We start from the raw sequence: 24,674 nt of genomic DNA on the forward strand, positions 1-24,674 counted from the left end.
GGGATGCCCACGCCCGCTACCCGGCGGCGACGGTCATCAGCCCGGTTTCGACCGTGAGCCCCGGGCCGAACGCCATCGCGCAGACCCGCTCGCCGTCATCCGTGGCCGGGGCGTCGAGGATCGCCTTGAGCACGAACAGGATCGTCGCGCTGCTCATGTTGCCGTAGTTGCGCAGGGTCTCCCGCGAGGGCACCAGCTGCGCCTCACTGAGTCCGAGTTTCGCCTCGGTCTTGTCCAGGATGCTGCGTCCGCCCGGGTGGATCGCCCAGTGCGCGATCGCGGTCGCCGGTGTCGCCGGCGGGGTCGGGGCCGCAACCGGTGCGACCAGGGTCGCGACCGACCCGGCCGACACACCCGCCGACACACCCGCCGGCACTCCGGCGGAAACGAGCGGCGCCACCCCGGCCTGCACTCCGGGCGGTGCCGGCGACGGAGCCAGTGCGGCGGTGAGCGCGGCGTCCCGGGCGAAGAGCGGGGCGAGCGCCCCCTCGATGTGCTGGTCGATGATGTGCGGCACGTAGGTGCTGAGGATCATCTCGAACCCCTCGTCGCCGATCTTCCACGCCATGTCCCCCTCGCCGATGGGGGTGATCACGGTCTCGAACAGGTCGAGGTTGAGGGCCTTCTCGTCTGCCGCGGGGGCGCGGGAGCTCACGATGCCGGCGGCCGCGCCATCCGAGAACAGCGAGGAGGCCACGATGGTGTCGGGGTCGTCCGAGGTACGCAGATGCAGGGAACACAGCTCGGCGCTCACGACCAGCACGACGGCGTTCGGGTCGGCGTCGACGAACTGCTTCGCCGTTCGCAGGGCGGGCATCGACGCGTAGCAGCCCATGAATCCCAGGTGATAGCGCTGGGTCGCGGGGTTCAGGCCCAGCTCGCGCACCAACATGTAATCCGGCCCCGGTGCGTAGAACCCGGTGCACGACACGGTCACCACATGCGTGATGTCCGCCGCCGCGATACCGGGGCACGCCGCGAGGGCCCGCCGCCCGGCCTCGACGAACAGCTTCGTCGCCTCAACGATGTAGAGCTCGTTGCGCACCCGGGTGCTCGGCTTGAGCAGCTCCTGCGTGGCGGCGTCGAAGAACTGGGGATCGGGCGACGCCCCGTCGAGGGTGAGCTCGTCGATGACGGTGTGCCGGGTGTCGATCCCGGACAGGTTGAACGACGCGTTCACCAGACGTTGGGCCAGACGGCTGAGTCCCGGCTGGGCGGCGAAGACGTCGCGCACCTGATCCTGGATCAGTACTGTCGGGGGGACCACGGTCTGGAGCGCTCTGAGAGTGACGGACATAGCCCCCAGTGTTACACGCGGGCCCGGCCCGGCACACCCTGAAAACACCGTCAGATCAGGGCAGCGGGGCAAACAGACGGATGCCCGTGAGCCCGATTCCGAGCCCCGCGGCGACGATCGCGGTGACGCCGCCGATGTAGGCGATGAGGGTTCCCGGGGTGTCCCCGAACGCGCGGAAGTAGGTGACCAGGAACGCGGCGACTGCGACCACGGCGAATGGAATCAGGATACGCAGCTGCAGACGGTCGACCCCGGGCGGGCGCGCGTTCTTCCCACCGAGCGATGCGACGCCTCTGGACCACGGCCCGCGGGTCAGCACAAGCCCGGCCACGCAGCCCCAGAGCGCCACGACGAGCAGCGCCGCGATGACGTCACTGGGACGATGCCAGCCGTTCGCGAGCGTGGCCACCCCGGCCAGGATGGCGAACCCGGATCCGCCGAGGGCTGCGAGACCGCGCGTGCGGGGACTCGCGACCAGGAATACAGCGAGAGCGGATGCCGCCGCCACCGTTGTATGCCCCGAGGGGAATGAATTGCCGTCGTAGCCCTCCACGCCGAGGTCCGGCCGGGTCAGGAGAATCATTTTCAACAGTTGCGTGCTCACGACGGCGGCTAGAGCCGCCCCGAAGGCCACGATCAGGGTCTTGCCGTTGCGCCGCACGACGGTCACGACCCCGGTGAGCAGCAACCCGACGATGACGGAGACCAGCGGAACGGCATCCAACAGCTCCTGTGCGAGCGGCGTGACGCTGCGGCGTCCGAACTCGGCGCCGTCGAAGGCGAGCTGGTCCATCGCCTGGCCGGAGAGGGTGCGCACGAAGTAAAGGTAGAGCCCGGCGAAGAGAATGATCGCGGCGAACGCCGCCACCAGATAGCGAACGGGGCTGATCGTCGAAGAGGTGCGCACGGTATAGCTTCGCACGCGACGGCACGGTTGACTCCGTTCGGCATCGGCGTAGCTTTTCGAGAATGGTCGCAAGAAAGCGTGGGCAGGCACGGGCCGCCCGAAAAGAGCGTCGGCAGCGTGAGGCACAGATCGGTGGTTTCACCGGTCTGGAGGGAGACTTCGAGGCGGAACGGCGTCGCGCCGCCGCGGCGGCCCATGAGCAGACCGAGCCCTACGAGGACGACAGCCTCGACAAGCCGGTCTTCCCCGATTCGACCTCTGGGCTGACTCACCCGTAGTGATTTTCGCCTCTTCGCTGAGCGCGAACACATCGGTACCGTCAGCCGATTGCAGAGCGGGGCGGGCGCGCCGGACCGGGGTCAAGGCCTCGACCGTGCAGCCGTTGCAGGTGAAGGAGAGCACGACGAGGATCCAGTCCTGATCAGCGATGAGGGCGGGCCCGGAGGGTACCCCCCGTGCGACCCTTCACTGTGTTCGCCTGCCATTCACCCACGGTTCAGCCCCTGCTGCTCAAATAATCAGAGTAGAGTCAGCGAACTCATCGAAGAGTTCTTAGCCCCAACGAATGGATGCTCCGTGAACATTCGAACGGCCGAATACCCCAGGCCGGATCATTTTCTGCTCCACCTCAGCGACACCCACCTGCTTGCGAACGGCGGTCGCCTGTACGACCAGGTCGACAGCACCGCCCATCTCGCGCAGCTGTTCGCGGAGGTCGAGGCCTCCTCCGGACGACCTGACGCCATCATCATCACAGGTGACCTGGCCGACAAGGGCGAACCGGAGGCTTACCGTGCCCTGCAGAAGATCGTCGAGCCGGCCGCCGCACGGCTCGGCGCCCGCGTTTTCTGGGTGATGGGCAATCACGACGATCGGGCGTCGTTCCGCAGCACCCTTCTGAACGAACCGGCGACCACCGAGCCGATCGACCACGTCGACTACATCGGCGGCCTGCGCCTGATCACGCTGGACACCTCCGTTCCCGGCCACCACCACGGCGCCGTGACCGACGATCAACTGAGCTGGCTGGCCGACCAGCTGAGTGTTCCCGCGCCGGACGGCACCATCCTCGCCATGCACCACCCGCCCGTGCCGAGCGTGCTCGACCTGGCTGTGTCGGTCGAGTTGCGCGACCAGACCCGCCTGGCCCAGGTGCTCCGTGGCACGGATGTGCGCAGCATCCTCGCCGGGCATCTGCACTACTCCTCGATGGCGACGTTCGCGGGCATTCCGGTGTCGGTGGCGTCGGCCACCTGCTACACGCAGGACCTGAACGTGCCGGTCGGCGGAACGCGCGGCCGCGACGGGGCCCGCACCTTCAACCTCGTGCACGTCTTCGCGGACACGGTTCTGCACTCGGTCGTTCCGCTGGGCGACTTCCCGGCACTGGACTACATCGACGCGACGGAGAGCGCGCGCCGGTTGGCCGGCGACGGCATCCGGATCATGCCCGCGGGTACTCTGCCAGCGTTCCGCGAACCCCCGATGACCACGCCGATCCCGGTTCTGCACTAGACGGCAGGGTATGGGCGGCCTGACCGGGGCCGACCTGGTTCTCGCGCTCCCACGGGGCGACGATCGGGAAGTACCGTTCGAGGAAGTCGGTCACGGCCGCGCGGCGCACCTCGTCGGAAATCTCCGGATTGCTGCCGTCGTTGAGGCAGAACATGTCCTGGTCGCGGCGCTTGCGCAGGGCGTTCATCTGACGCAGCGCGAGCTTGAGCGTGGTTTCGATGTAGAGCGAGCGCGCCTGGGTCTGCTCGACCGCGCGCCCCGTCATCAGTGCGTAGTAGTGGAACAGCGAGTTCGTGACCGAGATGTCGGTCGCCGAGCGGAACTGGCTGGCCGCGGTGCGGGCGAAATCGTCGGGGAACTCGGCCTCGAGTTCCTGCATCACGCTCTTGCGGAGCGGCGCCGCGGTGTGCTCGAGGTGCCGCGTGGTGACCTTGCCGAACCGGTCCCGCAGCAGGGCGCGGTTGACGCGGGCCCCGTTCTCGAAACCGCTGCGGCTGGTGTTGTTCTCACCGAGACCGATCCGGGTGGACGCCTCGATGAACTTCGTCACGCCGCCGGGAGAGAAGAACAGCTCCGGTCCGACGGGGCGACCGAAGAACATGTCGTCATTGGAATAGAGGAAATGCTCGGCCAGCCCGGGGATGCGGTGCAGCTGGCTCTCGACGGCGTGCGAGTTATGCGTGGGCAGAACGCTCAGGTCGGGGAAGAAATCCTCGCTGCGCATGATCGTGACGCGCGGGTGCTCGGCCAGCCACGCCGGGGCAGGCGAATCCGTGGCGATGAAGATGCGGCGCACCCAGGGCGCGAACATGTACACGCTGCGGAGGGCGTACTTGAGCTCGTCGATCTGGCGGAAACGGGCATCCGAATCGTCGCCGTCACCGACGACGTAGGACTTCATGCGCTTGGCCCGTTCACGCTGGAAGTCGCTCGACGACCCGTCGACCCAGGAGAAGACCATGTCGATGTCGAAGCTGATGTCGCTGGCCAAGTCGTCGAACATGTGCTGCAGGGTGCGCCAGCTGCGCCCGAAGAGGTCGATCGTGGTCTCGCGGGCCTCGGAACGCGGCAGCCGGGCCCGCATCAGCGAATTCTCGACCGGCGCGACTATCTCGTCGTCGCCGAAGTGCCAGAGCTCGAACTGGAACGCCGTCTCGGCGCCGTAGCGCAGGCGGCCGATCGGCTCGATGCGAGGGCGGTAGACCCGGAAGACGGATGACTTGCGCAGCGTGGTCAGGGCGCCGTCGGCCAGCAGCAGGGCCGGAGTCAGGTTCCCGTCGAGGGGTTTGGCGTAGAAGGGCTCGTTCGCGAAGGCCTCCGCGAGGATGCGGGTGAGGTTCTTGCGACATTTTCGGTCGACCGCGATCACTGGACGGTCCCCGTCGCCGCGCACGAGCAGGAAGTCGATGCCCGCCCGTTCGAGCGCGTCGCGCACCGCGAGGAGGTCCTTGACCATCGACTCGTGGGGGGTGAAGTGGCCGTTGATCAAGTTGATCTCGCCCTTGCGCACGACCACGTCGTCGCGGTCGAACCGGCGGGTGCGCGGGTCGGGCGAGAGCAGCACGAGCTCGGGTTCCGGACTCAGCGTCAGCACGGGCAGGTTGCCTGCCGGGTCGTTCGAGGAGCGACGCTCGGTTTCCGGGCGATCGAACGTGGTCATGGTCCTCCTCGAGAAGAATTGGGAACACTCGTTCACGAGGCAACCACATGCAATGCCGGGGAGAGTGCGTCCGTTGATGCCGGACAGCGACGACCGGTTCAGAGCCCGGGAGCAGCCGGTGGAACGCGGTGGCGCCGTCCTCATTCTATGCCGCCCGCACCCCGGCCCGGACTCCCGCCCCGGCGGCACTGTGCCCGTTTCGGTCGAGAGTGCCCGTTGCGCCGGTCACTCTCGACCGGAACGGCCACTCTCGCGCGGCATCCGTTACCCGGCGTTGATCCCGAATAGGCCGATGATCAGAGCCATCAGGAGCAGGGTGACCAGCTCGTGGGCAATATTGAGCACGGTGAGTCCGGACGGCCGGCGGTCGAAGGCGTCGTGGGTGACCATGCGAGCGGCGGTGAAGCCGGCCCAGAGGATCACGGCCGTCAGCAGGGTGTTGACCAGGAAATTCCCGCCGTAGAACGCCTGGGCGATCGCAGCGGCACCGGCGAGAACCCAGGCGGTGATGAAGCTGACGACGACGGTGACGACGAGCGGCGCGGTCGCTCCCGTGCGCATGCTTTCCTCGTCGTGACCGACGGCTTTCATCCAGTAGGCACCGAACACCCGGCGGGAATACCAGATCGCGCCGACGATCATGCTGGACGCTGTGGCCAGGAGCACGGCCCAGATGTTGATTTCGGGAACCATCGCAGGAGTCCTTTCGGTCGGCGGCGCCGCCCGGTGAGGTCGGCTGGATTGAGGTTACTGCGGTGGCCGGGCAGCCGGCCCGATTTTTCGTTCCGGGGTCACGTCGGGCCGGACCGGTCAGGCCCCGCCGATCACATACTCGGCCAGGATTGCGGCATGGTTGACCTTCGGGTCGCGAGCGCCGTAGAGCAGCGTGGTGGTCGTCTTCGTCCTCTCGTCGCAGGTGATCAGCGTGCGAAGCTCCTGCACGGCCGCCGCCGTCTCGGGTTCGGTGTCGAGCTCGGCCCGGTAGCGCGCCCCGAACTCCTCCAGGCGGGCCGGGTCGTGGTCCCACCACCGGCGCAGGTCCGGGCTGGGCGCAACCTGCTTGAGCCAGGCGTCGAGCCGGGCATCCTCCTTCGAGACGCCCCGCGGCCACAGCCGGTCGACCAGAACCCGGGTCCCGTCGCTCGAGGATGGTTCGTCGTAGACCCGCTTGATCTGAATGCCCATCCCCCCATTCTGTTCCCGGCGCGGCCACCGTTCGACCAGCCCCGGGACCACGCTGGGTGCCCGTTCCGGTCGAGAGTGCCCGTTGCGCCGGTCACTCTCGACCGGAACGGGCACTCTCGCGCGGCATCAGTGGCCGGGTTCCGGTTCGGGTGCGGGTTCGGGTGCGGGTGCGGGTTCGGGTTCAGGTTCAGGTTCGGGCTCAGGCGGCGGGCAGGTCGGCCGGGTCGGTGACGGGCAGGCGGCAGACGAAATCGCGGCAGAGGTACGCCGTCGGCCTGCCACCCTGCGCGACCCGGTCGCGGAACAGCTCGAAGCCGGCGTCGGCGAAGGCCTGCGCCTGGGCCTCGGTGACGGATGCGACGAGCCCGGCACCGCGTCGGCGCACCACGTCGAGCAGTGCGGCGGGTTCCCCTGCGGCGCCCCCGTCCGGCAGTACCGAGTCCGAACCGGCCGTGTCCGGCCGAACCACCAGGAGTTGTTCCACCGGGCCGGTCAGCACACCCGACAGCCGCAGGGTCGCTCCGAAAGCGAGCGGACGTTCGAGCGCGCGCTCCGCCAGCGCTGCCATCGCTGCGGCGGCGGCCGTGCGGTAGCGGTCGTCGGCGGTCAGCTGGTAGAGCAGGTTCGCCGCCTCGGCGGTCGCCGTGATCCCCGACGGGTAGGCCCCCTCCGACGGGTCCACGTCAAGGGCGAGTCCCTGCCCCTCCAGAACCGGGTCCGGCCCGTCGGTGGCGCGGAACGGCATCCCGCCGACCGTGTCGCCGTCGGCGTCGGCGTGGGTGTCCGTGTCGGCGTCGGTGTCGGTGAGTCCGGCGGCGGGAATGCCGAGGGCAGGAGTGTCGGCGGCGGACGGTACCGTTCGGGCATCCGTTCCCCCCAGCGTGCCGTCGATGAGCCGGCGCGCGGCCGTGGCATAGCGCACCTCGCCTGTGGCCAGAGCAAGCTCGAGGAGACCCAGTGCACACATCCCGAAGTCCTCCAGGGTGGCCTGGGCGGCAGACGTGCGCCCCGCGATGGAGGCCCGCACGAGGCTGCCGTCCCGGCGCAGGTGGCGGTCGAGCAGGTGGTCGGCAGCCGTCGCGGCCGCCTGTGTGAGCGAGGGATCGGCGAATGCGAACCCGGCGCGGGCCAGGGCCGCGATGGCGAGGCCGTTCCAGCCGGTGAGCACCTTCTCATCGAGGGCGGGCGGCTCCTCCCGCCGCCGGGCATCCTCGTCCAGGGTGTAGTAGACGCCCTCCACGCGGCGCCCGGCGACGGTGCTCTCGGAGTCCTGGGCACTGGCGAACCCGCCTCCGGGCAGACTCAGCACGGTGGTCAGGAATCCGGCGACGCCCTCGGCGACAGTGCGCGCCCACTGCTCTCCAGTGAGTCGCCACGCCTGCGTGTAGAGGTCCAGCAGTTGCGCATTGTCGTAGAGCATGCGCTCGTAGTGCGGGTCGCTCCAGTCCCGGTTCACGGCATAGCGGAAGAAACCACCCTCCACCGGGTCACGGAGAGGAGAGGCACCCATGCGCTTCAGGGTGCGCAGGGCGAGCGCCCGCGCCCCAGGGACCTGCGCCGCGATGCCCGCGGGCTCAGAGCCCGCGGTCTCGGAAACCGTGGCCCCGGCACCCGCCCGGCCGAGCAGAAAGCCGAGCACCGGCGCCACGGGGAACTTGGGCGCGCCGCCGAATCCGCCGAAGCGGGGGTCTTCCAGAGCCACGAGTTCGGCCCGGACCCGGTCGAGCGAGGCGGGGCCCGGCAGCGATCCACCGGCTCCCTGCTGCGCGGCGGCGGCCGCAAGGGCCTCGGCGACGCGCGTCGCGCTCTCGGTGACCTCGGCGCGGCGGGTGGTCCAGGCATCCGTCACCGCGTCGAGCACCTGCCGGAACGACGGATGTCCCGGCAGCGGCAGCGGCGGAAAGTAGGTCCCGGCGTAGAAGGCCTGCCCGTCGGGGGTGACGAAGACGTTGAGCGGCCAGCCCAGCCCACTCACGAAGGCGCTGGCCGCGGCGAGGTAGCTGGCGTCGACCTCGGGATGTTCCTCCCGGTCGACCTTGATGCTCACGAAGTTCCGGTTCAGGTAGTCCGCGAGTTCCGGGTCGCTGAAGCTCTCCCGGGCCATCACGTGGCACCAGTGGCAGGTCGAGTAGCCGATCGAGACGAGCACGGGCACATCGCGCAGCCGGGCCTCCACGAAGGCTTCCACGCCCCAGCCGTACCAGGCCACGGGGTTGTCGGCGTGCGAGCGCAGATAGGGGCTGATGGCATCGGCGAGGCTGTTGGTCATGCCTCCATTGTGCCGCTGTCCCCTGGGGCGGCGGATCAGAGGCGGCTTAGAGCCGGGCGGCCGCCAGGTCGACGGTCAGGGCCCCGCGGGCGCGGCGCTGCACGCGCATCCAGATGAAGAAGCCGGCGAGGGTGAACGCGCCGTAGAAGAGGTAGAGAACGGCGGAGGCGTAGTAGCCGGCGCTGAGCAGCAGCGGCACCCCGACGATGTCGACGGCCACCCAGATCAGCCAGAACTCGGTCCAGCCCTTGGCCATGCCGTAGGTGGCCAGCAACGAGCCGGTGAAGATCCAGGCATCGGCCCAGACCGGCTCGAACGAGCCGAGAGCACGGAAGACAGGGGTGAGCACCAGGGTGCCCGCGACGAGTCCGAGTCCGAGCAGGATACGCGCACGAGCACCGGCCCAGTGCGGGGCCACGGCGTTTTGCGTGAGCCCCCGCCGATGGTTGGACCACTGGATCCAGCCGAAGACCGACACGATGATGAACATGATCTGCCGCCCGGCCTGGCCGAGCAGGTTGACCGGGTTGGGGGTGCCGAAGACGGCACCGAGGAACACCGTGAACAACAGCACGTTGCCGACGATCCCGACCGGCCAGGCCCACACCTTGCGGCGCATTCCGCCGACGGCGCTCAGGATGCCGAAAACGTTGCCGATGATCTCGCGCCAGAGAATCGTCTGGGTTCCGATCTGCAGCTGTGCGTCGAACAGCCACTCGATCGGGTTCATCCGTCATCTTCCTCGCCGGGCGCTTCCCGCCCTCCCCAACCTAACGCCACTGCCGGGCCGCCCGGTCCGAAGGCGGCCCCGCGGGGCAGGGCGGAACGGTCAGTTCACGTCGTCGGGGTGCGCGCTCACCCGGCCGGCCCGCTCGAGGGCGGAGATTGTGGCGACCTCGGTGCGGCTCAACTCGAAATCGAACACGTCGAAGTTCTCGACCATGCGTTCCCGGCGGTTGGACTTGGGGAAAACGATGTTGCCGGCCTGCAGGTGCCAGCGGATGACCACCTGCGCCGGCGTCTTGTCGTGCGCCTCCGCCGCCACGGCCACGACGGGCTCCTCGAAGAGCGGGTACTTGCCCTGGCCGAGGGGCCCCCAGGCTTCGATCCGGATGCCGTGTGAGCGGGCGAACGCGGTCACCTCGGGCTGCTGGTGCGCCGGGTGCAGCTCGATCTGGTTGACGGCGGGCACGACATCCGTTTCCGTCAGCAGGCGCTCGAGGTGCGGCACCAGAAAGTTGGACACGCCGATCGAACGGGCCCGACCGGACTCGCGGATCTGTTCGAGCGCCTTCATGCTCTCGATGTAGCGGTCGTTGGCGGGCGCCGGCCAGTGGATCAGGTAGAGGTCGACGTAGTCGAGCCCCAGCTTCTCGAGGCTCTCGTCGAACGCGTCGAAGGCCGACTGCGTGCCCTGCCGGTCGTTCCACAGCTTGGTGGTCACGAACAGGTCGGAGCGCGCGATTCCGGATGTCCCGAGCGCGGAGCCGACACCGGCCTCATTCCCGTAGACGGCGGCCGTGTCGATGTGCCGGTAGCCGATTTCGAGGGCGTCGCCGACGATCCGGGTGGTCTCGTCGGGTTCGACCTTGAAGACACCGAACCCGAGCTGGGGAATGGTGTGACCGTCGTTGAGGGTCAGAGTGGGAACAGAAAATGTCATTGGTCCACCCTAGGTCGGGGCATCGACCTGCCCCTGAACGGCCGCTGAACGGGAGACTGCTGCTCTACTGCTGAGTCGTTTCCGGAACCGGACCCGGCCCCGGAGCTGCCCAACCGCTCCCGAGGCTCAGGTAGCAGAGCTCGGGCTCCACGAAGGGGCGCAGCCCGACCTGGTCCGGGTCGTGGCCCAGCTCGCGCGCCACCCCGCGCACGAGACCCAGGTGCACGGAGCAGATGACATCGGGGGCGTCGCGCGCATCGGCCCGGAACGGGCAGGCGAGCAGGCTGATCACGGGAGCGGCTGCGACACCCTCGGCGGCGGCGGCGACACCGTCAGCGTCACCCTCGGTCGCAGCGGAGTCGGGTTCGAGCGCCGACTCCTCCAGTTGGGGATCGAAACCGAGCCGGTCGAGGATGCGCAGCAGCGGCGCGGTGCCGTCGTCGGCGCTCCCCCGCAGCTCGTCGGCGTAGTTCTCGGCCCAGGTCTCGCCGGCACGGACGGCCCGGGCCCGTCCGCTGTCGGCGTCCTCGGCGAGCGCCGTGGCCAACACCCGGCTCAGATCGTGCTGGGCGCCGACTTCCCGGGCGGCGGGCCCCGCGGTGAACAGAATCCGCGGGCGGCCGCGCGTTCCGGCACGACCGACGGCGCGCCGGATCAGGCCGGCATTCTCAAGCTGATCGAGATGGAACCGGGCGGTCGTCACGTGCAAGCCGATGCGCGCCGCGACCGCGGCGGCGTCGAGCGGGATGGCGGATCCCATCAGGAGGTCGAGCACCTGGCGCCGGGCGTCGGAGGCAAGGGCGGCGTGCCGGTCCCCTGACCCTTCGTCATTGATCATTCTTTGATGCTAACATCGTGCGGTTAAAAGCGCGCCGGGCCGGCCGCGGTACTCGTCCCGCCGCGACGTTTCGAGCCCGACACCGGGTGAACCGGGGCAGCATCCGTCGATCACCGCGTTTGTCATACGATAGAAGGCTCATGATCCCCGTCGAAATCACCTTCCCGCCCGAACTTCCGGTCAGCCAGCGCCGGGAGGACATCGCCCGCGCCATCCGGGACAACCAGGTGGTTATCGTCGCCGGCGCGACGGGTTCCGGCAAGACCACCCAGCTGCCGAAGATCTGCCTCGAGCTGGGCCGGGAGAACATCGGCCACACCCAGCCCCGCCGGCTCGCCGCGCGCACGATCGCGGAGCGCATTGCCGAGGAGCTCGGCCAGGAGGTCGGGCAGACGGTCGGCTACCAGGTGCGGTTCACCGACCAGGTCGGACCGGATACCCGGATCAAGCTGATGACCGACGGCATCCTGCTCAATGAGATGCACCGCGACCGCCTGCTCCGCAAGTACGACACGATCATCATCGACGAGGCGCACGAGCGCAGCCTCAACATCGACTTCCTGCTCGGATACCTGCGGCAACTGCTTCCGCAGCGCCCCGACCTCAAACTCATCATCACCTCCGCGACGATCGACCCGCAGAGTTTCGCCGAGCACTTCGCCACGCCCGACGGCACGCCGGCCCCGATCATCGAGGTCTCCGGGCGCACCTACCCGGTGGAGATCCGCTACCGCCCGCTGGTCGCCGAGGCGATGGACGCCGACGACGACGAGACGACGGATGCCGCTCCCACCGTCGACCGGGATTACATCGAGGGGATCTCCGCCGCGCTCGACGAGCTCGACCGGGAGTCCAGCGGCGACGTGCTGGTCTTCCTCAGCGGCGAGACCGAGATCCGGGACGCCGCCGACGCGCTGCAGGGCAAGTACGCCTCCTCGGGGCGCACCAGCCCCACGGAGATCCTGCCGCTGTACGGGCGGCTCTCCTCCGCCGACCAGCACAAGGTGTTCCAGCCATCGAAGGTCGCCGGTGTGCGGCGGCGCATCGTGCTGGCGACGAACGTGGCGGAGACCAGCCTGACCGTGCCGGGCATCCGTTACGTCATCGACGCCGGAACCGCCCGGATCAGCCGGTACAGCGTGCGCTCGAAGGTGCAGCGCCTGCCGATCGAGGCTATCTCGCAGGCCTCCGCGAACCAGCGCTCGGGCCGAAGCGGCCGCACCAGCGACGGCATCGCCATCCGCCTCTATTCGGAGGAGGACTTCACCCGCCGGCCCGAGTACACCGAGCCGGAGGTGCTGCGGACGAACCTGGCCGCGGTCATCCTGCAGATGATCTCGCTCGGCCTCGGCGACATCGCCGCGTTCCCGTTCCTCACGCCCCCCGACTCGCGCGGCATCAAGGACGGCCTCGACCTGCTCGCCGAGCTCGGGGCGGTGGCCCCCGACACGGCCGGCCACACGACCGGCTCCAAGGCCGGCGGCTCCAAACCCGGCGTCTCCAAACTGACGCGCATCGGCCAGCAGCTCGCGAAGCTGCCGATCGACCCTCGGTTCGGGCGGATGGTGATCGAGTCCAAGACGCAGGCCGTGAGCCGCGAAGTGATGGTGATCGTCTCCGGGCTCACCATTCAGGACCCCCGCGAACGCCCGCTCGAGCGCCGCGCGCAGGCCGACCAGCAGCACGCCCGTTTCACCGACCCGACGAGCGATTTCCTCAGCCTGCTGAACCTCTGGAACTACCTCGAGACGCAACAGAAGGAGCTCGGCTCCAGCGCGTTCCGGCGACTCTGCAAGAACGAGTTCCTCAACTACCTGCGGGTGCGCGAGTGGCAGGACGTATACAAGCAGCTGCGCCAGATGGCCAAGCCGCTCGGCCTGCACATCGGTGATCCCAGCGTGAATCCCGACGGCATCCACCGTTCGCTCCTGGCCGGCCTGCTCTCCCATATCGGCCTCAAGGACACCATCAAGAAGGACTACATCGGCGCCCGTCAGCAACGGTTCGTGATCTTCCCGGGCTCGGCGCTGGCGAAGAAGCAACCGAACGCCGTGATGAGCGCCGAACTGGTCGAGACCAGTCGACTGTTCGCCCGGATGAACGCGGTCGTCGACCCGGCCTGGGCCGAGCCGCTCGCCGGGGACCTCTGCAAGCGCAGCTACTCCGAGCCGCACTGGGAGAAGAAGCAGGGCGCGGTCGTCGCCTACGAGCGGGTCACCCTCTACGGGGTGCCGATCGTGCCGCGCCGCCGGATCCAGTTCTCGCGGGTCGACCCCGCGTATGCCCGCGACCTGTTCATCCGGCACGCGCTGGTTGAGGGCGAGTGGGACCTCGACCGCATCGACCAGCGGGTCACCGCCTTCGACCGGGCCAACACGAGCCTGCGCAAGGAACTCGCCGAGCTCGAGGAGCGCACGCGGCGCCGGGACATCCTCTTCGACGACGAGGCCGTGTTCGAGTTCTACCAGAAACGCATTCCGGCCGACGTATGCTCCACCCGCACGTTCGAGACTTGGTGGCGCCAGGCGCGCGTGACAACGCCCGACCTGCTCACGATGACCGCCGAGGCGCTGGTGCCCGACGACGCACCGGAGATCGACGAGGCCGTGTTCCCGCCGATCTGGCGGCAGGGCGACCAGAAGTTCGCCCTCAGCTACCGCTTTGAGCCCGGCGCGGATGACGATGGCGTGGCCGTGCAGATCCCGCTGGCCCTGCTCGCCCGGCTCTCCCCCACCGGCTTCGACTGGCAGGTGCCGGGACTCCGTGCCGACCTGGTCACGGCGCTGATCAAATCGCTGCCCAAGAGCATCCGTCGCAACGTGGTGCCTGCCGGCGACTGGGCCAAGCGACTGCTGAACGAGCTGCCGCCGGCGCCGGGAGAGGTGTCGGTCGGGGTCTCGACGGGCTCGACAACCCATGGTTCGAGTATCGGTTCGAGTATCGGCCGCGGGTCGCTGTTCGATCGCGACGACGTGCCCTTCACCGAGACGCTGGCCGCTCTGATCCAGAAGCTCACCTATGTGCCGGTGACCGCGAACGACTTCGAATTGATCCGGGTGCCGGCCCACCTCCGCATGACGTTCCGCGTGGTCGATGAACGCGGTCGCCCGATCGCCTCCGGAAAGGACCTCCTCGAGCTGCAGCGCCGGCTCGGCAACCAGGCCCGCGAGAGCGTGGCCGCGGCATCCGCTGCCACCCCCACCAACGCGATCGAGCGCTCCGGCCTCACCACCTGGGACTTCCCCGAGCTGCCCAGGTTCCTCGACACTAAACAGGGCGACAACACCGTCCGCGGTTACCCGACCCTCGTCGACGAGGGCACCTCGGTGGCGATCCGCATGATGAGCACGGAGGCCGAACAGGCCCGCACCCTGCCCGGCGGGGTGCGCCGACTGCTGCTACTCGCCACGCCCTCCCCGGTCGCCTACGTGCAGCAGCACCTCACCGGGGCCGAGAAGCTCAGCCTCGCCACCAGCCCGTACCGCAGCACCCAGGCGCTGTTCGACGACTGCCTCGCGGCGAGCGTCGACGACGTGCTGTTCCGGGTGAAGCCGGGCGGTCAGGTGTTCATGCGCGCCGAGTTCGACACTATCCGCGACCGGGTGTCCGGCGTGGTGATGGACTCCATGTTCGACACGGTGGGCCTCGTCGCCCGCATCCTCGCCGCCGCGCGCGTCGCCGACAAGGCGCTCAAGGCCTCCACCAGCATGGCCCTGCTGCCGGCCCTGACGGATGCCCGCGCGCAGCTGGCCGGGCTCGTCTACCCCGGTTTCGTGAGCGCCACCGGCCTCGTGCAGCTGCGGCACCTGCCACGCTACTTGGCCGGCATCACCGCCCGCATCGTGAAGCTCGGCGACAACCCCAGCCGCGACCGGGTCTGGATGAACGAGAGCCAGGCGGCCACCGGACGGTTCGAGGATGCCGGCGGCAGGATCCCCTTGCAGGCGAACGCGGCCGCCAATCTGGTGCGCGGGCGCTGGCTGATCGAGGAGCTGCGGATCAGCCTCTTCGCCCAGGAGCTCAAGGCCGCCGAGCCCGTGTCCCTGCAGCGGATCCACAAGGCCCTGACCGGCTGACCGGCCCACGCGCGCTCGGTGAGTCGACAGCTGTGAGGGGTGGGGGCATGGCGCGCACCCCTTAAAGCCGTCGTGTCACCCTCGGCTTTCGCCCAACACGCGCAGAACCCGCTCGCCTAGGCTGGAAATATGGAATTCCGCTATCTCGGTTCATCAGGCCTGAAAATTTCCGAAATCACCTACGGCAACTGGCTCACGCACGGTTCGCAGGTCGAGAACGACATCGCCATTCAATGCGTGCATGCCGCACTCGACGTGGGCATCACCAGCTTCGACACCGCCGACGTCTACGCCAACACCAAGGCGGAGTCCGTTCTGGGAGACGCGCTCAAGGGCCAGCGCCGGGAAAGCCTCGAGGTCTTCACCAAGGTCTACTGGCCCACCGGCCCGCGCGGACACAACGACGTCGGATTGTCCCGCAAACACATCATGGAGTCGATCAACGGCTCACTGACCCGCCTGCAGACCGATTACGTCGACCTCTACCAGGCGCACCGCTTCGACACCGAGACCCCGCTGGAGGAGACGATGCAGGCCTTCGCCGACATCGTACGGCAGGGCAAGGCGCTGTACATCGGCGTCAGCGAGTGGACCGGCGCACAGCTGCGCGCCGGCCACGCCCTCTCGAAGGAGCTGGGCTTCAGCCTGATCTCGAGCCAGCCGCAGTACTCGATGCTCTGGCGCGTCATCGAGGACGAGGTTGTGCCGACCTCGCGGGAGCTCGGCATCGGGCAGATCGTCTGGTCCCCCGTTGCCCAGGGTGTGCTCACCGGCAAGTACAAGGCGGGCCAGGCCCCGCCGGCCGGCTCACGTGCCACAGACCTCAAGGGTGGCGCCGACATGATCAGCCGCTTCATGAACGACGACGTACTGACCCGGGTGCAGAAGCTCGAACCGATCGCCGCCGACCTCAACCTGTCGATGGCGCAGCTGGCCGTGGCCTGGGTGCTGCAGAACGACAACGTCTCGGCCGCCCTCGTCGGAGCCTCCCGCCCCGAGCAGGTGCGGGAGAACGCCCAGGCCGCCGGGGTCAAGATCCCGGCCGAGAGCATGAAGGAGATCGACGAGGTTCTCGGCGACGTCGTGGAGCACGACTCCGCGATGACCGCGGCCACCGCACCGCAGAGCCGCCCGGCATAGCGCGCCCCGTCCGCGCACACCGAGAATCGCCGTTCGTGCCGAGTGTCGCCGCCACAGCGGGGACACTCGGCACGAACGGCGACGGTCGATGTGCGCGTTGCTAGAACACCGCTGCTAGAGCACCTTCGACAGGAACGCCTGCGTGCGGCGGTGCTGCGGGTTGGTCAGGATCTCGTCCGGATCTCCCGATTCGACGACCACACCGCCGTCCATGAAGACGAGCGAGTCGGCGACCTCTTTGGCGAAGCCCATCTCGTGGGTGACCACGATCATGGTCATGCCCGACTTGGCCAGGCCCTTCATCACGTCGAGCACCTCTCCGACGAGCTCGGGGTCGAGCGCACTGGTCGGCTCGTCGAAGAGCATCAGCTTGGGCTCCATCGCAAGCGCGCGGGCAATCGCCACGCGCTGCTGCTGCCCACCCGAGAGGTGCGCCGGATAGTAGCTGGAACGTTCGGCCAGACCGACCCGAGCCAGCAGGTCGAGCGCATTCTGCTCCACCTGGGCCTTCGGCAGCCCCTTCACCCGGAGCGGCGCCTCCATCACGTTCTGCAATGCCGTCATGTGCGGGAACAGGTTGAACCGCTGGAACACCATGCCGATGTCCCGGCGCTGCCGGGCCGCCTCCTTGGGAGCCATCTCGTAGAGCTTTCCGTTGGCCTCCCGGTAGCCGATCAATTCGCCGTCGACGCTGAGCCGGCCGGCGGACAGCACCTCGAGGTGATTGATGCAGCGCAGGAACGTGGACTTGCCTGACCCGCTGGGCCCGACCAGGCACATCACCTCGCCGCGCCTCACCTCGAGCGAGATGCTCTTGAGTACCTCGTTCGAGCCGAAGCTCTTCGAGACCTGCTCGGCCAGGACCATGGGCGGACCTGCCACGGATGCCCCGGCCTGCGTGTTCACGTCGGTCATTTCACGTCTCCGGATCCGGGGTTGACGGGCCCAGGGTCTCTGGGCGGCGGATTGATCGGCGGCAGCCCTCCGGGCGCGGGGCGCACCACGGTCGGCTGGTTGCCGCCGATCACCGGGAGTGTGCCGGTGATGGCTCCGGTCTGGGTGGATTCCGTGCGGTCGGGCTGCCGATCGCCGAGGCCGCGGGCGAACCGCTTCTCGAGGAAGTGCTGGCCCACCATCAGGATCGAGGTGAAGAAGAGGTACCAGATCGACGCGACGATGAGCATCGGGATCGGGTTGAACGTCTCCGCGGAGATGTCCCGCGACCGCGTGTACAGGTCGAAGCTGTAAGGCACGGCTGTCACCAGCGACGTGGTCTTGAGCATCGAGATCACCTCGTTGCCGGTCGGTGGGATGATCACCCGCATCGACTGGGGCAGCACGACCCGCGACATGGTCTGGAACCAGCTCATGCCCAGCGCCGTCGCAGCTTCGTCCTGGCCCTTGTCCACCGAAAGCAGTCCCGCCCGCACGATCTCCGCCATGTAGGCGGCTTCGTTGAGGGCCAGTCCGATGATGGCGAGGGTGAAGGTGTTCAGGGCCGCGTTGGTCTCGAAGGAATACAACGGCTCCATGAACGGGATGCCGATGTCGATGCTCTGGTAGATGATCGAGATGAGACCCCAGAAGACGAGCTGCACGTAGACCGGGGTGCCGCGGAAGATCCAGAGGTAGAACCAGGCGAGGCTCTTGACCACCGGGTTCGGTGTCAGGCGCATCACGGCCAGGACCACTCCGAGCATGATGGCGATCACCATCGAGTAAACGGTGAGCTGAAGCGTGTTGAGCGCCGCCTGGGTGATGCGGCGGTCGAAGACGTACTGGGCGACGGCCGGCCAGTCGTAGGCCGGGCGCCCGGCAGCGTCGATGATGAACAGAGCGAAGCCGAGGATGAGCACCACGGCGAACACATTGCGCCAGGGGTGGCGCAGCCGGATGGCCTTGACCGGCTCCGAATCATTCGATCCGGCCGGCGTCGGGCTTGCCCCTGCCGCCGGACGGATCGTGTCATTGCTGCTCATGGTTAGCCGTTCGCGGCGGCGTTGATCGTGATCTCATCGATGCCGCCGTCAGCGACACCCCAGTCATCGAGGATCTTGCCGTAGGAGCCGTCATCGACCATCGACTGCAGCGCAGCCTGGATCGCCTCGACGAGCCCGGAATCCTTGCCGACCGCGACACCGTACGGTGCCACGTCGAAGGTGTCTCCGGCCGGCTGCAGCTTGCCCTCGGTCTGGGCGATGGCGTACAGGGTCACCGGGGAGTCGGCGCTGAGCGCGTCTGCCTGGCCCAGAACGACGGCGTTGGTCGCGGCATCCTGCGTGTCGTATTGCAGCTTCTCGATCGCGGGCTTGCCGGCGGCGACACAGGCCTCGCTCTTAGCGGGGACCTCGTCGGTGTCCTCGTAGGTCGTGGCCTGTACGGCGACCTTGAGGCCGCAGGCGTCGTCGGGGTCGACGTCGTTGCCGGCGGCGGAGGCCCACTGGATGCCGGCAGTGTAGTAGTTGACGAAGTCGACCTGCTTCTGACGCTCGACGGTGTCGGTGAACGACGACATGCCGATATTCACTTTTTCGCCGGTGACGCTCGGGATGATGTTGTCGAACTTGGACACCTGGAACTCGGGAGTCAGACCGAGCTTCGCGGCGATGCCTTCGGCAAGTTCGATGCCCCAGCCGATCGGCTCGCCGGCCTCGTCCTTGAACTCGTTGGGCGCGTAGGTCGGGTCGGTGCCGATCATGAGCGTGCCGGAATCGGCGACCTCGGCGGGGAGCAGGGCGGCGGCCGCGTCATCCATCTCGATGGTCGCGGCGGACGAACCGTCGGTCGACCCGTTCGTGGCGGGAGTCGAATTGTCCACGCAGCCGGTGAGCAGGAGAGCCGTGACGGCGGCGAGGGCCGGGAGTAGGTATGGAGCGCGCATTGCGAAACCTTCTTCATGGTTGTCGGATGTTGCTGGTTCGTCTTTGAGGTCCGGAAACGGAATTCGACACAGGTGAGCATATAACAGCAGACTCACGCGGATTCCGTGCGCAGATAACGTTTTGGGCCAGCCCTAGTGAGCGTGAACGTGCCTTTTCTTCTCCAGTATGACCGCGAGCGTGTTTCGGGGGCATTTCACGCCCTCGGATCTCCGGTTTCCACGGGCCGCCCGGGCAGGTTCGACCACTGCGACCACGAGCCGGGGTACAGCGCCGGCGTGAACCCGGCGATGGCCAGAGCGGCCGCCTCGTGCGCGGCGGTCACTCCGGACCCGCAGTAGACGCCCACCCTCGGGTGCGCGCCGCCGCCGGCACCGCCGACCCCGAGCGCCTCGAACCGGGCGCGCAGTTCCGCGGCCGGTCGGAATCGCCCGTCGGGGGTGAGATTGTCCGCGGTGGGCGCGCTGATCGCCCCGGGGATGTGGCCGGCACGCGGGTCGATCGGTTCCGTGTCACCGCGGTAGCGCTCCGCGGCGCGCGCGTCGAGGAGCGCGCCGGCGTGCGCGAGGGCGGCGGCGGCATCCGTGTCGAGAACCGGCAGAACGCCGTCGGAGAGGGTGATCGTGCCCGGGTCAGCCGGCTCGTCCCCGATCGCGAGCGGCAGGCCGGCGGCGCGCCAGGCGGCGAGAGCCCCGTCGAGCAGCAGCACGTCACGCACCCCGGCGTGGCGCAGCAGCCACCAGGCGCGGGCGGCCGACATCCCGCCCAGGTCGTCGTAGACCACGACCGTGTCGCCGTCGCGCAGACCCCAGCGGCGCGCGCCGGCCAGCAGCGCTGCGCGGGTGGGCAACGGATGCCGCCCGTCGGCCGGTTCGCCGGGCCCGGCCAGCTCGGTCTCCAGGTCGACGTACACGGCGCCGGGGACATGGCCCGCACGGTATTCGCCGGGCCCAGGCGGACCGCCCAGTTTCCAGCGCACGTCCAGCATGCGAACGTCACTTCGGGTCTGCAGCAGGGCTGCCAGCTCGTCGGCCGTGATCAATATTCGCACGCGCTCACGCTACCTCGGCAGACGTAGACTTGAGTAAGTGAGCAGCTACTGGACCCTTTTGAAGACACCGGGCGTAGCTCGCGTCATCGCCGCACAACTGACCGCCCGTTTCCCCTTCGGGATGCTGTCGCTCGCGTTCCTGATCCACATCGAGCAGGTTTTCGACTCCTACGGAGCTGCCGGCCTCGTGCTGGGCGCGATGAGCATCGGCCAGGCCGTCGCGGGGCCGCTCACCAGCCGCCTGATGGGCCGCTGGGGCATGCGACCGGTCATCACCGCCACTCTCGTCGTGTGCGCGACCTCCATCGTCACGATGGCCCTGGTCAGCATGCCGATCTACGTATTGATGGCCGTCGGGCTGGTTGCGGGGCTGTCCACTCCGCCGATCCAGCCGGCCGTGCGCACCATCTACCCGAAGATCGTCAACTCACGCCAGCTCACGCCCCTGTTCTCGCTCGACGCCTCGGCCCAGGAGATCATCTGGGTGCTGGGCCCGGTGATCGCCACCTTCGTGGCGATCCAGGTCAGCCCGGTTGCCGGCATCCTGCTGGCCGCCATCTTCCTCATCGGCGGCGGCGTCTGGTTCCTGGTGCTGCCCGAGGTCGGCCGGGTGCGCATCCCCCGCAGCCGCCGCAAGCTCGGTGTCGTGCTCAAACGGCCGCCGGTCATGCTCAGCACCATCGTCGGCTTCATGCTGGTGGCCGCCTGTGCCGCGGTCGAGGCCGGCGTGGTGGCCGCGTTCGGGCACGGCAGCTCGAGCTCCGGCTGGGTGCTCGGCATCTTCGCTCTCGGCTCGCTGATCGGCGGGCTCGCCCTCGGCCACGCGCCGATCGGCCCGTGGGCCTTGGCCGCACGGATGCTCATCGTCACCATCGGCCTCGGCCTGGCCGCCGTCGGCAACCTGAGCTTCTGGTGGCTGGCCGTCACACTGCTGGTGGCGGGTATCGGCATCGCGCCGGCCTTCGCCGTACTGTTCGGCATCGTCTCCGCGAGTGTGAAATTCAGCGACACCGCGGAGGCCTACGGCTGGGTGGGCACCGGCCAGCTGATGGGCGCCGCCATGGGCTCCGCCGTCGCCGGTTTCATGATCGACCAGAGCGGCGCCACGGCGGCCATCCTGGTCGCGGCCGGCTTCGCAGGGCTCGGCACGATCATCCCCGCGCTCGGCCGGCGCTGGCACCCGGACCTGCGCGGCCGCGACGCGAGCCCGATCCCCGACACCGCCCCGATCCAGGTGCAGGTCTCCTAACCGCATCCGCTCGGCGCCCGGCGAACCGACGCCATCGGCGGGTTGAGCGTCGCGCGCACCCCTCAATGGCGTCGATTCACGCCTCCGTGCGGGAGGACGAGGTTAGATGGGGAGATGACGATCTCGCCGCTTCTTCCCTTCCACGACGGACACCGGATCCCCCAGCTCGGGCTCGGCGTGTACAAGATCGCGGATGCCGCAGCCGCTGAGGCCGTGCAGGTCGCGCTGGAGGCGGGTTACCGCCACATCGACACGGCGGTGCTCTACGACAACGAGACGGGCGTCGGGCAGGGTGTCGCCCGCTCCGGTCTGCCCCGCGAGGACGTGTTCGTCACCACGAAGGTCTGGAACGACCAGCACGGCTACGACAAGACCCTCCGCGCCTTCGACGTGAGCCTCGGCAAACTCGGTCTCGACTACGTCGACCTCTACCTGATCCACTGGCCCGCGCCTCGCCAGGACCTCTTCGTCGACACCTGGCGCGCCCTGGAGTCGTTGCGCGCCTCGGGTCGCGCCCGGTCGATCGGGGTCTCCAATTTCCACCCTCACCACCTGCAGCGTCTGCTGGCCGAAACGGATGTCGTCCCGGTCATCAACCAGGTGGAGCTGCACCCGTGGCTGCAGCAGTCCGCCGTGCGCGAGTACGATGCGGCCCACGGCATCCTCACCGAGGCCTGGTCGCCGCTGGCCCGCGGCCGCGCGATCGGCAACGAGACGCTCGACGCCATCGGCGCACGGCACGGTAAGACGGCCGCGCAGGTGGTCATCCGCTGGCACCTGGAGCTGGGCAATGTGGTGATTCCGAAGTCGGTGACGCCCGTGCGCATCCGGGAGAACTTCGACGTGTTCGACTTCACGCTGGGCGCCGACGACCATGCCGCCATCGCCACCCTCGACTCCGGCGAGCGCACCGGCAAGGACCCCGACGACCTGGACTGACGATCAGTTCAGTTCAGTTCAGTTCAGTTCAGCCCGGCCCGAGAGTGCCCGTTCCGGTCGAGAGCGACCGGCGGAACGGGCACTCTCGACCGGAAAGGTGCTACCAGCGGGGGTGGATCTGGTCGCGCAGCATCCGGTCGTAGATGTCTTGCACACCCTCGTTGAACTCGAGGCTGAGCGGGGTGACCGATCCGGCAGCGGCGTTGCCGCGGGCCTGCTGCACCGACCGGGCGCCGGGGATGACCGAGCTGACGCCATCGATCTGAGCCACCCAGGCCAGAGCGGCCTGCGCGGGCGTGAGCTCCTCGAGCAACGATCCCACGAGTGCCGTGAACTCCGCGGCGGCCGCCAGCCCGGTCTCGTAGTCCACGCCGGAGAAGGTCTCGCCGACGTCGAAGGCGCTGCCGTCGCGGTTGTAGGTGCGGTGGTCGTTCGCCGCGAAAGTGGTCTCCCGGGTGTATTTTCCGGTCAGCAGGCCGCTCGCCAGTGGAACGCGGGCGATGATGCCCACACCGGCGGCCCGCGCGGCCGGCACGACGGCCTCGAGCGGCTTCAGCCGGAATGCGTTCAGGATGATCTGCACGCTGGCCAGTCCGGGGCGTTCGATGGCGGCGAGCGCCTGGTCACAGGTCTCGACGCTCACCCCGTAGGCGGCGATGGCGCCCTCGGCGACGAGGATGTCGAGAGCGTCGTAGACCTCGCCGGATTCGATCACGTCGTCCGGCGGGCAGTGCAGCTGCACGAGGTGCAGCGTCTCCAGGCCGAGGTTCGCGCGTGACCGGTCGGTCCAGGCCCGGAAGTTGGCGAGCGTGTAGTTCTCGGCCAGCTGGTCGACCCGGCGACCCATCTTGGTGGCCACGGTGATGTCGACGGCGGCACTTTCGGCCAGGAACCGGCCGATGATCTGCTCGCTGCGGCCGTCGCCGTAGACGTCGGCGGTGTCGAAGAAGGTGACGCCGGCATCGACGGATGCCGCGAGCACCGCGGTCGCGTCGCTCTCCGACACGTCACCCCAGTCCGCTCCCAGCTGCCAGGTGCCCAGCCCGATCACTGAGACGGATCGGCCGGTTCTTCCGAGGGTTCGTGTGTCCATTTGTCCAGCCTAGCCACGGAAGCGGCGGCAGCCGGGGTAGCAGCCCCGGACAGGCTGCCGGCCCCGGCCCCGCCGTCGGCGCGGACGTCGGCGTCGATGACCCGCGCCAACGCTCGGGCGAGTCGCGGACGGATGAGATGGTCATTGGCTTCAACGCGATGCATGGTGACGTGGCGCATCCGTTCGATCACGGTCATGGAACCGGCTGCGATGAATGCGTCCAGCACGCCGTAGACCACGTCGACCGGAACCCGCAGGGCCGCGATGTCGCTGACCACGGTCTGCGACTCGATGCAGTGCTCCAGCGACTTCACGAACGGGGTCCAGTTGCGCTCGGTCAACTCGAAGATGCCCTTGGGTAGCAGCCGGGCGATGATGGCCGCGTTCGCGAGGGTGAACTCCTTGTTCAGCCGCAGGAAGTCGTAGGCGCGCAGGTAGGCGCTCACCCGGGCCCGCACCCAGCGGTCGCCGATATCGCTCGGCGACAGGTAGACCGGCGGGCCCACGAGCACCACCCGGGACACCTGGGTGCGCCGGGACGCGCGGGTGCGGGGCAGCGCGGCCAGCCGGGCCGCGATCAGACTGCCGAGGGAGTGGCCCACCAGAATGAACGGCTCGCGCAGCTTCAGCGACCGGATCGTGGCGGCCAGAGCGTCGACGTGGTCCTCGAGCCGGTACTCGCACCCCTCGGGGATCGGTGATTCGCCGAAGCCCAGGATGTCGACGGCGATGACCCGGTGCCGCGGCACCAGCAGGGGCACCAGTTCCCGGAACGTCACCGAGGAGGAGGCGATGCCGTGCACGAGGATCACGACCGGCCCGGTTCCCTCGTCGGTCGCGATGTGCAGCAGCGGCGGGCGCGACCGGCCGAACCGTTCTCCGAGGGCCGCCCACCAGGTCATGGTTCCAGTAT

At 68.6% G+C, this 24,674-nt stretch carries 21 protein-coding genes; 6 read left to right on the top strand and 15 right to left on the bottom strand.

From position 1 onward, the window contains the following. Positions 1–16: 16 nt before the first annotated feature. Both E3T28_RS15445 and E3T28_RS15450 read right to left on the bottom strand, forming a co-directional pair. A complete protein-coding gene (locus tag E3T28_RS15445; protein ID WP_241979392.1) occupies positions 17–1,297 on the bottom strand; it encodes a type III polyketide synthase in 1,281 nt (426 codons plus the stop codon). A gap of 55 nt (positions 1,298–1,352) precedes the next feature. Beyond that, positions 1,353–2,204: a phosphatase PAP2 family protein gene (locus tag E3T28_RS15450; RefSeq protein WP_134432949.1), complete on the bottom strand. Its 852-nt coding sequence runs from the start codon at positions 2,202–2,204 to the stop codon at positions 1,353–1,355. A 62-nt stretch (positions 2,205–2,266) separates the two neighbouring features. Here E3T28_RS15450 and E3T28_RS15455 point away from each other — a divergent pair, with 62 nt between their 5' ends. Then, positions 2,267–2,482 carry a hypothetical protein gene (locus tag E3T28_RS15455; protein WP_134432951.1) on the top strand — a complete coding sequence of 72 codons (216 nt, stop codon included), beginning with the start codon at positions 2,267–2,269 and terminating at the stop codon, positions 2,480–2,482. A gap of 298 nt (positions 2,483–2,780) precedes the next feature. Then, a complete protein-coding gene (locus E3T28_RS15460; protein WP_134432953.1) occupies positions 2,781–3,719 on the top strand; it encodes a phosphodiesterase in 939 nt (312 codons plus the stop codon). Here the strand turns inward: E3T28_RS15460 and E3T28_RS15465 are convergent. From E3T28_RS15465 to E3T28_RS15500, 7 genes are all read right to left on the bottom strand, one after another. Next, positions 3,649–5,379, bottom strand: a complete 1,731-nt coding sequence (locus tag E3T28_RS15465; RefSeq protein WP_134432955.1) for a stealth family protein — start codon at positions 5,377–5,379, stop codon at positions 3,649–3,651. The two genes, E3T28_RS15460 and E3T28_RS15465, sit on opposite strands and share 71 nt — an antisense overlap. Positions 5,380–5,643: 264 nt before the next feature. Continuing rightward, entirely contained in the window at positions 5,644–6,072 is a 429-nt protein-coding gene (locus E3T28_RS15470; RefSeq protein WP_134432957.1) for a DUF1761 domain-containing protein, read from the bottom strand. 117 nt (positions 6,073–6,189) lie between these two features. Next, positions 6,190–6,564 carry a DUF488 domain-containing protein gene (locus E3T28_RS15475; protein ID WP_134432959.1) on the bottom strand — a complete coding sequence of 125 codons (375 nt, stop codon included), beginning with the start codon at positions 6,562–6,564 and terminating at the stop codon, positions 6,190–6,192. A gap of 199 nt (positions 6,565–6,763) precedes the next feature. Next, positions 6,764–8,833, bottom strand: coding sequence for a thioredoxin domain-containing protein (locus tag E3T28_RS15485; RefSeq protein ID WP_134432961.1), 2,070 nt, complete (start codon positions 8,831–8,833; stop codon positions 6,764–6,766). Between the two features lie 46 nt (positions 8,834–8,879). Next, positions 8,880–9,563, bottom strand: coding sequence for a nicotinamide riboside transporter PnuC (gene pnuC, locus E3T28_RS15490; RefSeq protein WP_134432963.1), 684 nt, complete (start codon positions 9,561–9,563; stop codon positions 8,880–8,882). 99 nt (positions 9,564–9,662) lie between these two features. Beyond that, positions 9,663–10,496, bottom strand: a complete 834-nt coding sequence (locus E3T28_RS15495; RefSeq protein ID WP_134432965.1) for an aldo/keto reductase — start codon at positions 10,494–10,496, stop codon at positions 9,663–9,665. 64 nt (positions 10,497–10,560) lie between these two features. Next, complete coding sequence (locus E3T28_RS15500; protein WP_134432967.1) at positions 10,561–11,334, bottom strand: helix-turn-helix transcriptional regulator; 774 nt, start codon at positions 11,332–11,334, stop codon at positions 10,561–10,563. 140 nt (positions 11,335–11,474) lie between these two features. On the opposite strand from E3T28_RS15500, the gene hrpA reads away from it, so the two are divergent. Then, positions 11,475–15,410, top strand: coding sequence for an ATP-dependent RNA helicase HrpA (gene hrpA / locus E3T28_RS15505; protein ID WP_134432969.1), 3,936 nt, complete (start codon positions 11,475–11,477; stop codon positions 15,408–15,410). A gap of 129 nt (positions 15,411–15,539) precedes the next feature. Next, positions 15,540–16,550, top strand: coding sequence for an aldo/keto reductase family protein (locus E3T28_RS15510; protein WP_134432971.1), 1,011 nt, complete (start codon positions 15,540–15,542; stop codon positions 16,548–16,550). Between the two features lie 114 nt (positions 16,551–16,664). Here E3T28_RS15510 and E3T28_RS15515 read toward each other — a convergent pair whose 3' ends face one another. From E3T28_RS15515 to E3T28_RS15530, 4 genes are all read right to left on the bottom strand, one after another. Next, positions 16,665–17,465: an amino acid ABC transporter ATP-binding protein gene (locus E3T28_RS15515; protein WP_370259920.1), complete on the bottom strand. Its 801-nt coding sequence runs from the start codon at positions 17,463–17,465 to the stop codon at positions 16,665–16,667. Then, a complete protein-coding gene (locus tag E3T28_RS15520; protein ID WP_134432973.1) occupies positions 17,462–18,529 on the bottom strand; it encodes an amino acid ABC transporter permease in 1,068 nt (355 codons plus the stop codon). The genes E3T28_RS15515 and E3T28_RS15520 overlap by 4 nt, the downstream gene beginning before the upstream one ends. A 2-nt stretch (positions 18,530–18,531) precedes the next feature. Next, positions 18,532–19,431: an ABC transporter substrate-binding protein gene (locus E3T28_RS15525; protein WP_134432975.1), complete on the bottom strand. Its 900-nt coding sequence runs from the start codon at positions 19,429–19,431 to the stop codon at positions 18,532–18,534. Between the two features lie 194 nt (positions 19,432–19,625). Continuing rightward, positions 19,626–20,480 (bottom strand): sulfurtransferase, encoded by an 855-nt coding sequence (locus tag E3T28_RS15530; RefSeq protein ID WP_198417217.1) that lies wholly within the window; start codon positions 20,478–20,480, stop codon positions 19,626–19,628. 37 nt (positions 20,481–20,517) lie between these two features. Here E3T28_RS15530 and E3T28_RS15535 point away from each other — a divergent pair, with 37 nt between their 5' ends. After that, positions 20,518–21,729 carry an MFS transporter gene (locus E3T28_RS15535; protein ID WP_134432977.1) on the top strand — a complete coding sequence of 404 codons (1,212 nt, stop codon included), beginning with the start codon at positions 20,518–20,520 and terminating at the stop codon, positions 21,727–21,729. Between the two features lie 114 nt (positions 21,730–21,843). Next, complete coding sequence (locus E3T28_RS15540; RefSeq protein WP_134432979.1) at positions 21,844–22,668, top strand: aldo/keto reductase; 825 nt, start codon at positions 21,844–21,846, stop codon at positions 22,666–22,668. 100 nt (positions 22,669–22,768) lie between these two features. Here E3T28_RS15540 and E3T28_RS15545 read toward each other — a convergent pair whose 3' ends face one another. Both E3T28_RS15545 and E3T28_RS15550 read right to left on the bottom strand, forming a co-directional pair. After that, the gene (locus E3T28_RS15545; protein WP_134432981.1) at positions 22,769–23,761 is read right to left on the bottom strand and encodes an aldo/keto reductase; all 993 of its coding nucleotides are present in this window, start codon (positions 23,759–23,761) and stop codon (positions 22,769–22,771) included. Further along, on the bottom strand, positions 23,716–24,663 hold the full coding sequence (locus E3T28_RS15550) for an alpha/beta fold hydrolase (protein ID WP_134432983.1): 948 nt from the start codon (positions 24,661–24,663) through the stop codon (positions 23,716–23,718). The genes E3T28_RS15545 and E3T28_RS15550 overlap by 46 nt, the downstream gene beginning before the upstream one ends. Positions 24,664–24,674 lie beyond the last annotated feature (11 nt).

Source organism: Cryobacterium sinapicolor (assembly GCF_004403465.1).
Taxonomy (GTDB): Bacteria; Actinomycetota; Actinomycetes; order Actinomycetales; family Microbacteriaceae; genus Cryobacterium; species Cryobacterium sinapicolor.

Bases quoted from the DNA above. Each gene is read 5' to 3' on its own strand.
- E3T28_RS15445 (WP_241979392.1), bottom strand. From the start codon at position 1,297: ATGTCCGTCACTCTCAGAGCGCTCCAGACCGTGGTCCCCCCGACAGTA.
- E3T28_RS15455 (WP_134432951.1), top strand. From the start codon at position 2,267: ATGGTCGCAAGAAAGCGTGGGCAGGCACGGGCCGCCCGAAAAGAGCGT.
- E3T28_RS15465 (WP_134432955.1), bottom strand. From the start codon at position 5,379: ATGACCACGTTCGATCGCCCGGAAACCGAGCGTCGCTCCTCGAACGAC.
- E3T28_RS15470 (WP_134432957.1), bottom strand. From the start codon at position 6,072: ATGGTTCCCGAAATCAACATCTGGGCCGTGCTCCTGGCCACAGCGTCC.
- E3T28_RS15475 (WP_134432959.1), bottom strand. From the start codon at position 6,564: ATGGGCATTCAGATCAAGCGGGTCTACGACGAACCATCCTCGAGCGAC.
- E3T28_RS15485 (WP_134432961.1), bottom strand. From the start codon at position 8,833: ATGACCAACAGCCTCGCCGATGCCATCAGCCCCTATCTGCGCTCGCAC.
- pnuC (WP_134432963.1), bottom strand. From the start codon at position 9,563: ATGAACCCGATCGAGTGGCTGTTCGACGCACAGCTGCAGATCGGAACC.
- E3T28_RS15495 (WP_134432965.1), bottom strand. From the start codon at position 10,496: ATGACATTTTCTGTTCCCACTCTGACCCTCAACGACGGTCACACCATT.
- E3T28_RS15500 (WP_134432967.1), bottom strand. From the start codon at position 11,334: ATGATCAATGACGAAGGGTCAGGGGACCGGCACGCCGCCCTTGCCTCC.
- hrpA (WP_134432969.1), top strand. From the start codon at position 11,475: ATGATCCCCGTCGAAATCACCTTCCCGCCCGAACTTCCGGTCAGCCAG.
- E3T28_RS15510 (WP_134432971.1), top strand. From the start codon at position 15,540: ATGGAATTCCGCTATCTCGGTTCATCAGGCCTGAAAATTTCCGAAATC.
- E3T28_RS15515 (WP_370259920.1), bottom strand. From the start codon at position 17,465: ATGACCGACGTGAACACGCAGGCCGGGGCATCCGTGGCAGGTCCGCCC.
- E3T28_RS15520 (WP_134432973.1), bottom strand. From the start codon at position 18,529: ATGAGCAGCAATGACACGATCCGTCCGGCGGCAGGGGCAAGCCCGACG.
- E3T28_RS15525 (WP_134432975.1), bottom strand. From the start codon at position 19,431: ATGCGCGCTCCATACCTACTCCCGGCCCTCGCCGCCGTCACGGCTCTC.
- E3T28_RS15540 (WP_134432979.1), top strand. From the start codon at position 21,844: ATGACGATCTCGCCGCTTCTTCCCTTCCACGACGGACACCGGATCCCC.
- E3T28_RS15545 (WP_134432981.1), bottom strand. From the start codon at position 23,761: ATGGACACACGAACCCTCGGAAGAACCGGCCGATCCGTCTCAGTGATC.
- E3T28_RS15550 (WP_134432983.1), bottom strand. From the start codon at position 24,663: ATGACCTGGTGGGCGGCCCTCGGAGAACGGTTCGGCCGGTCGCGCCCG.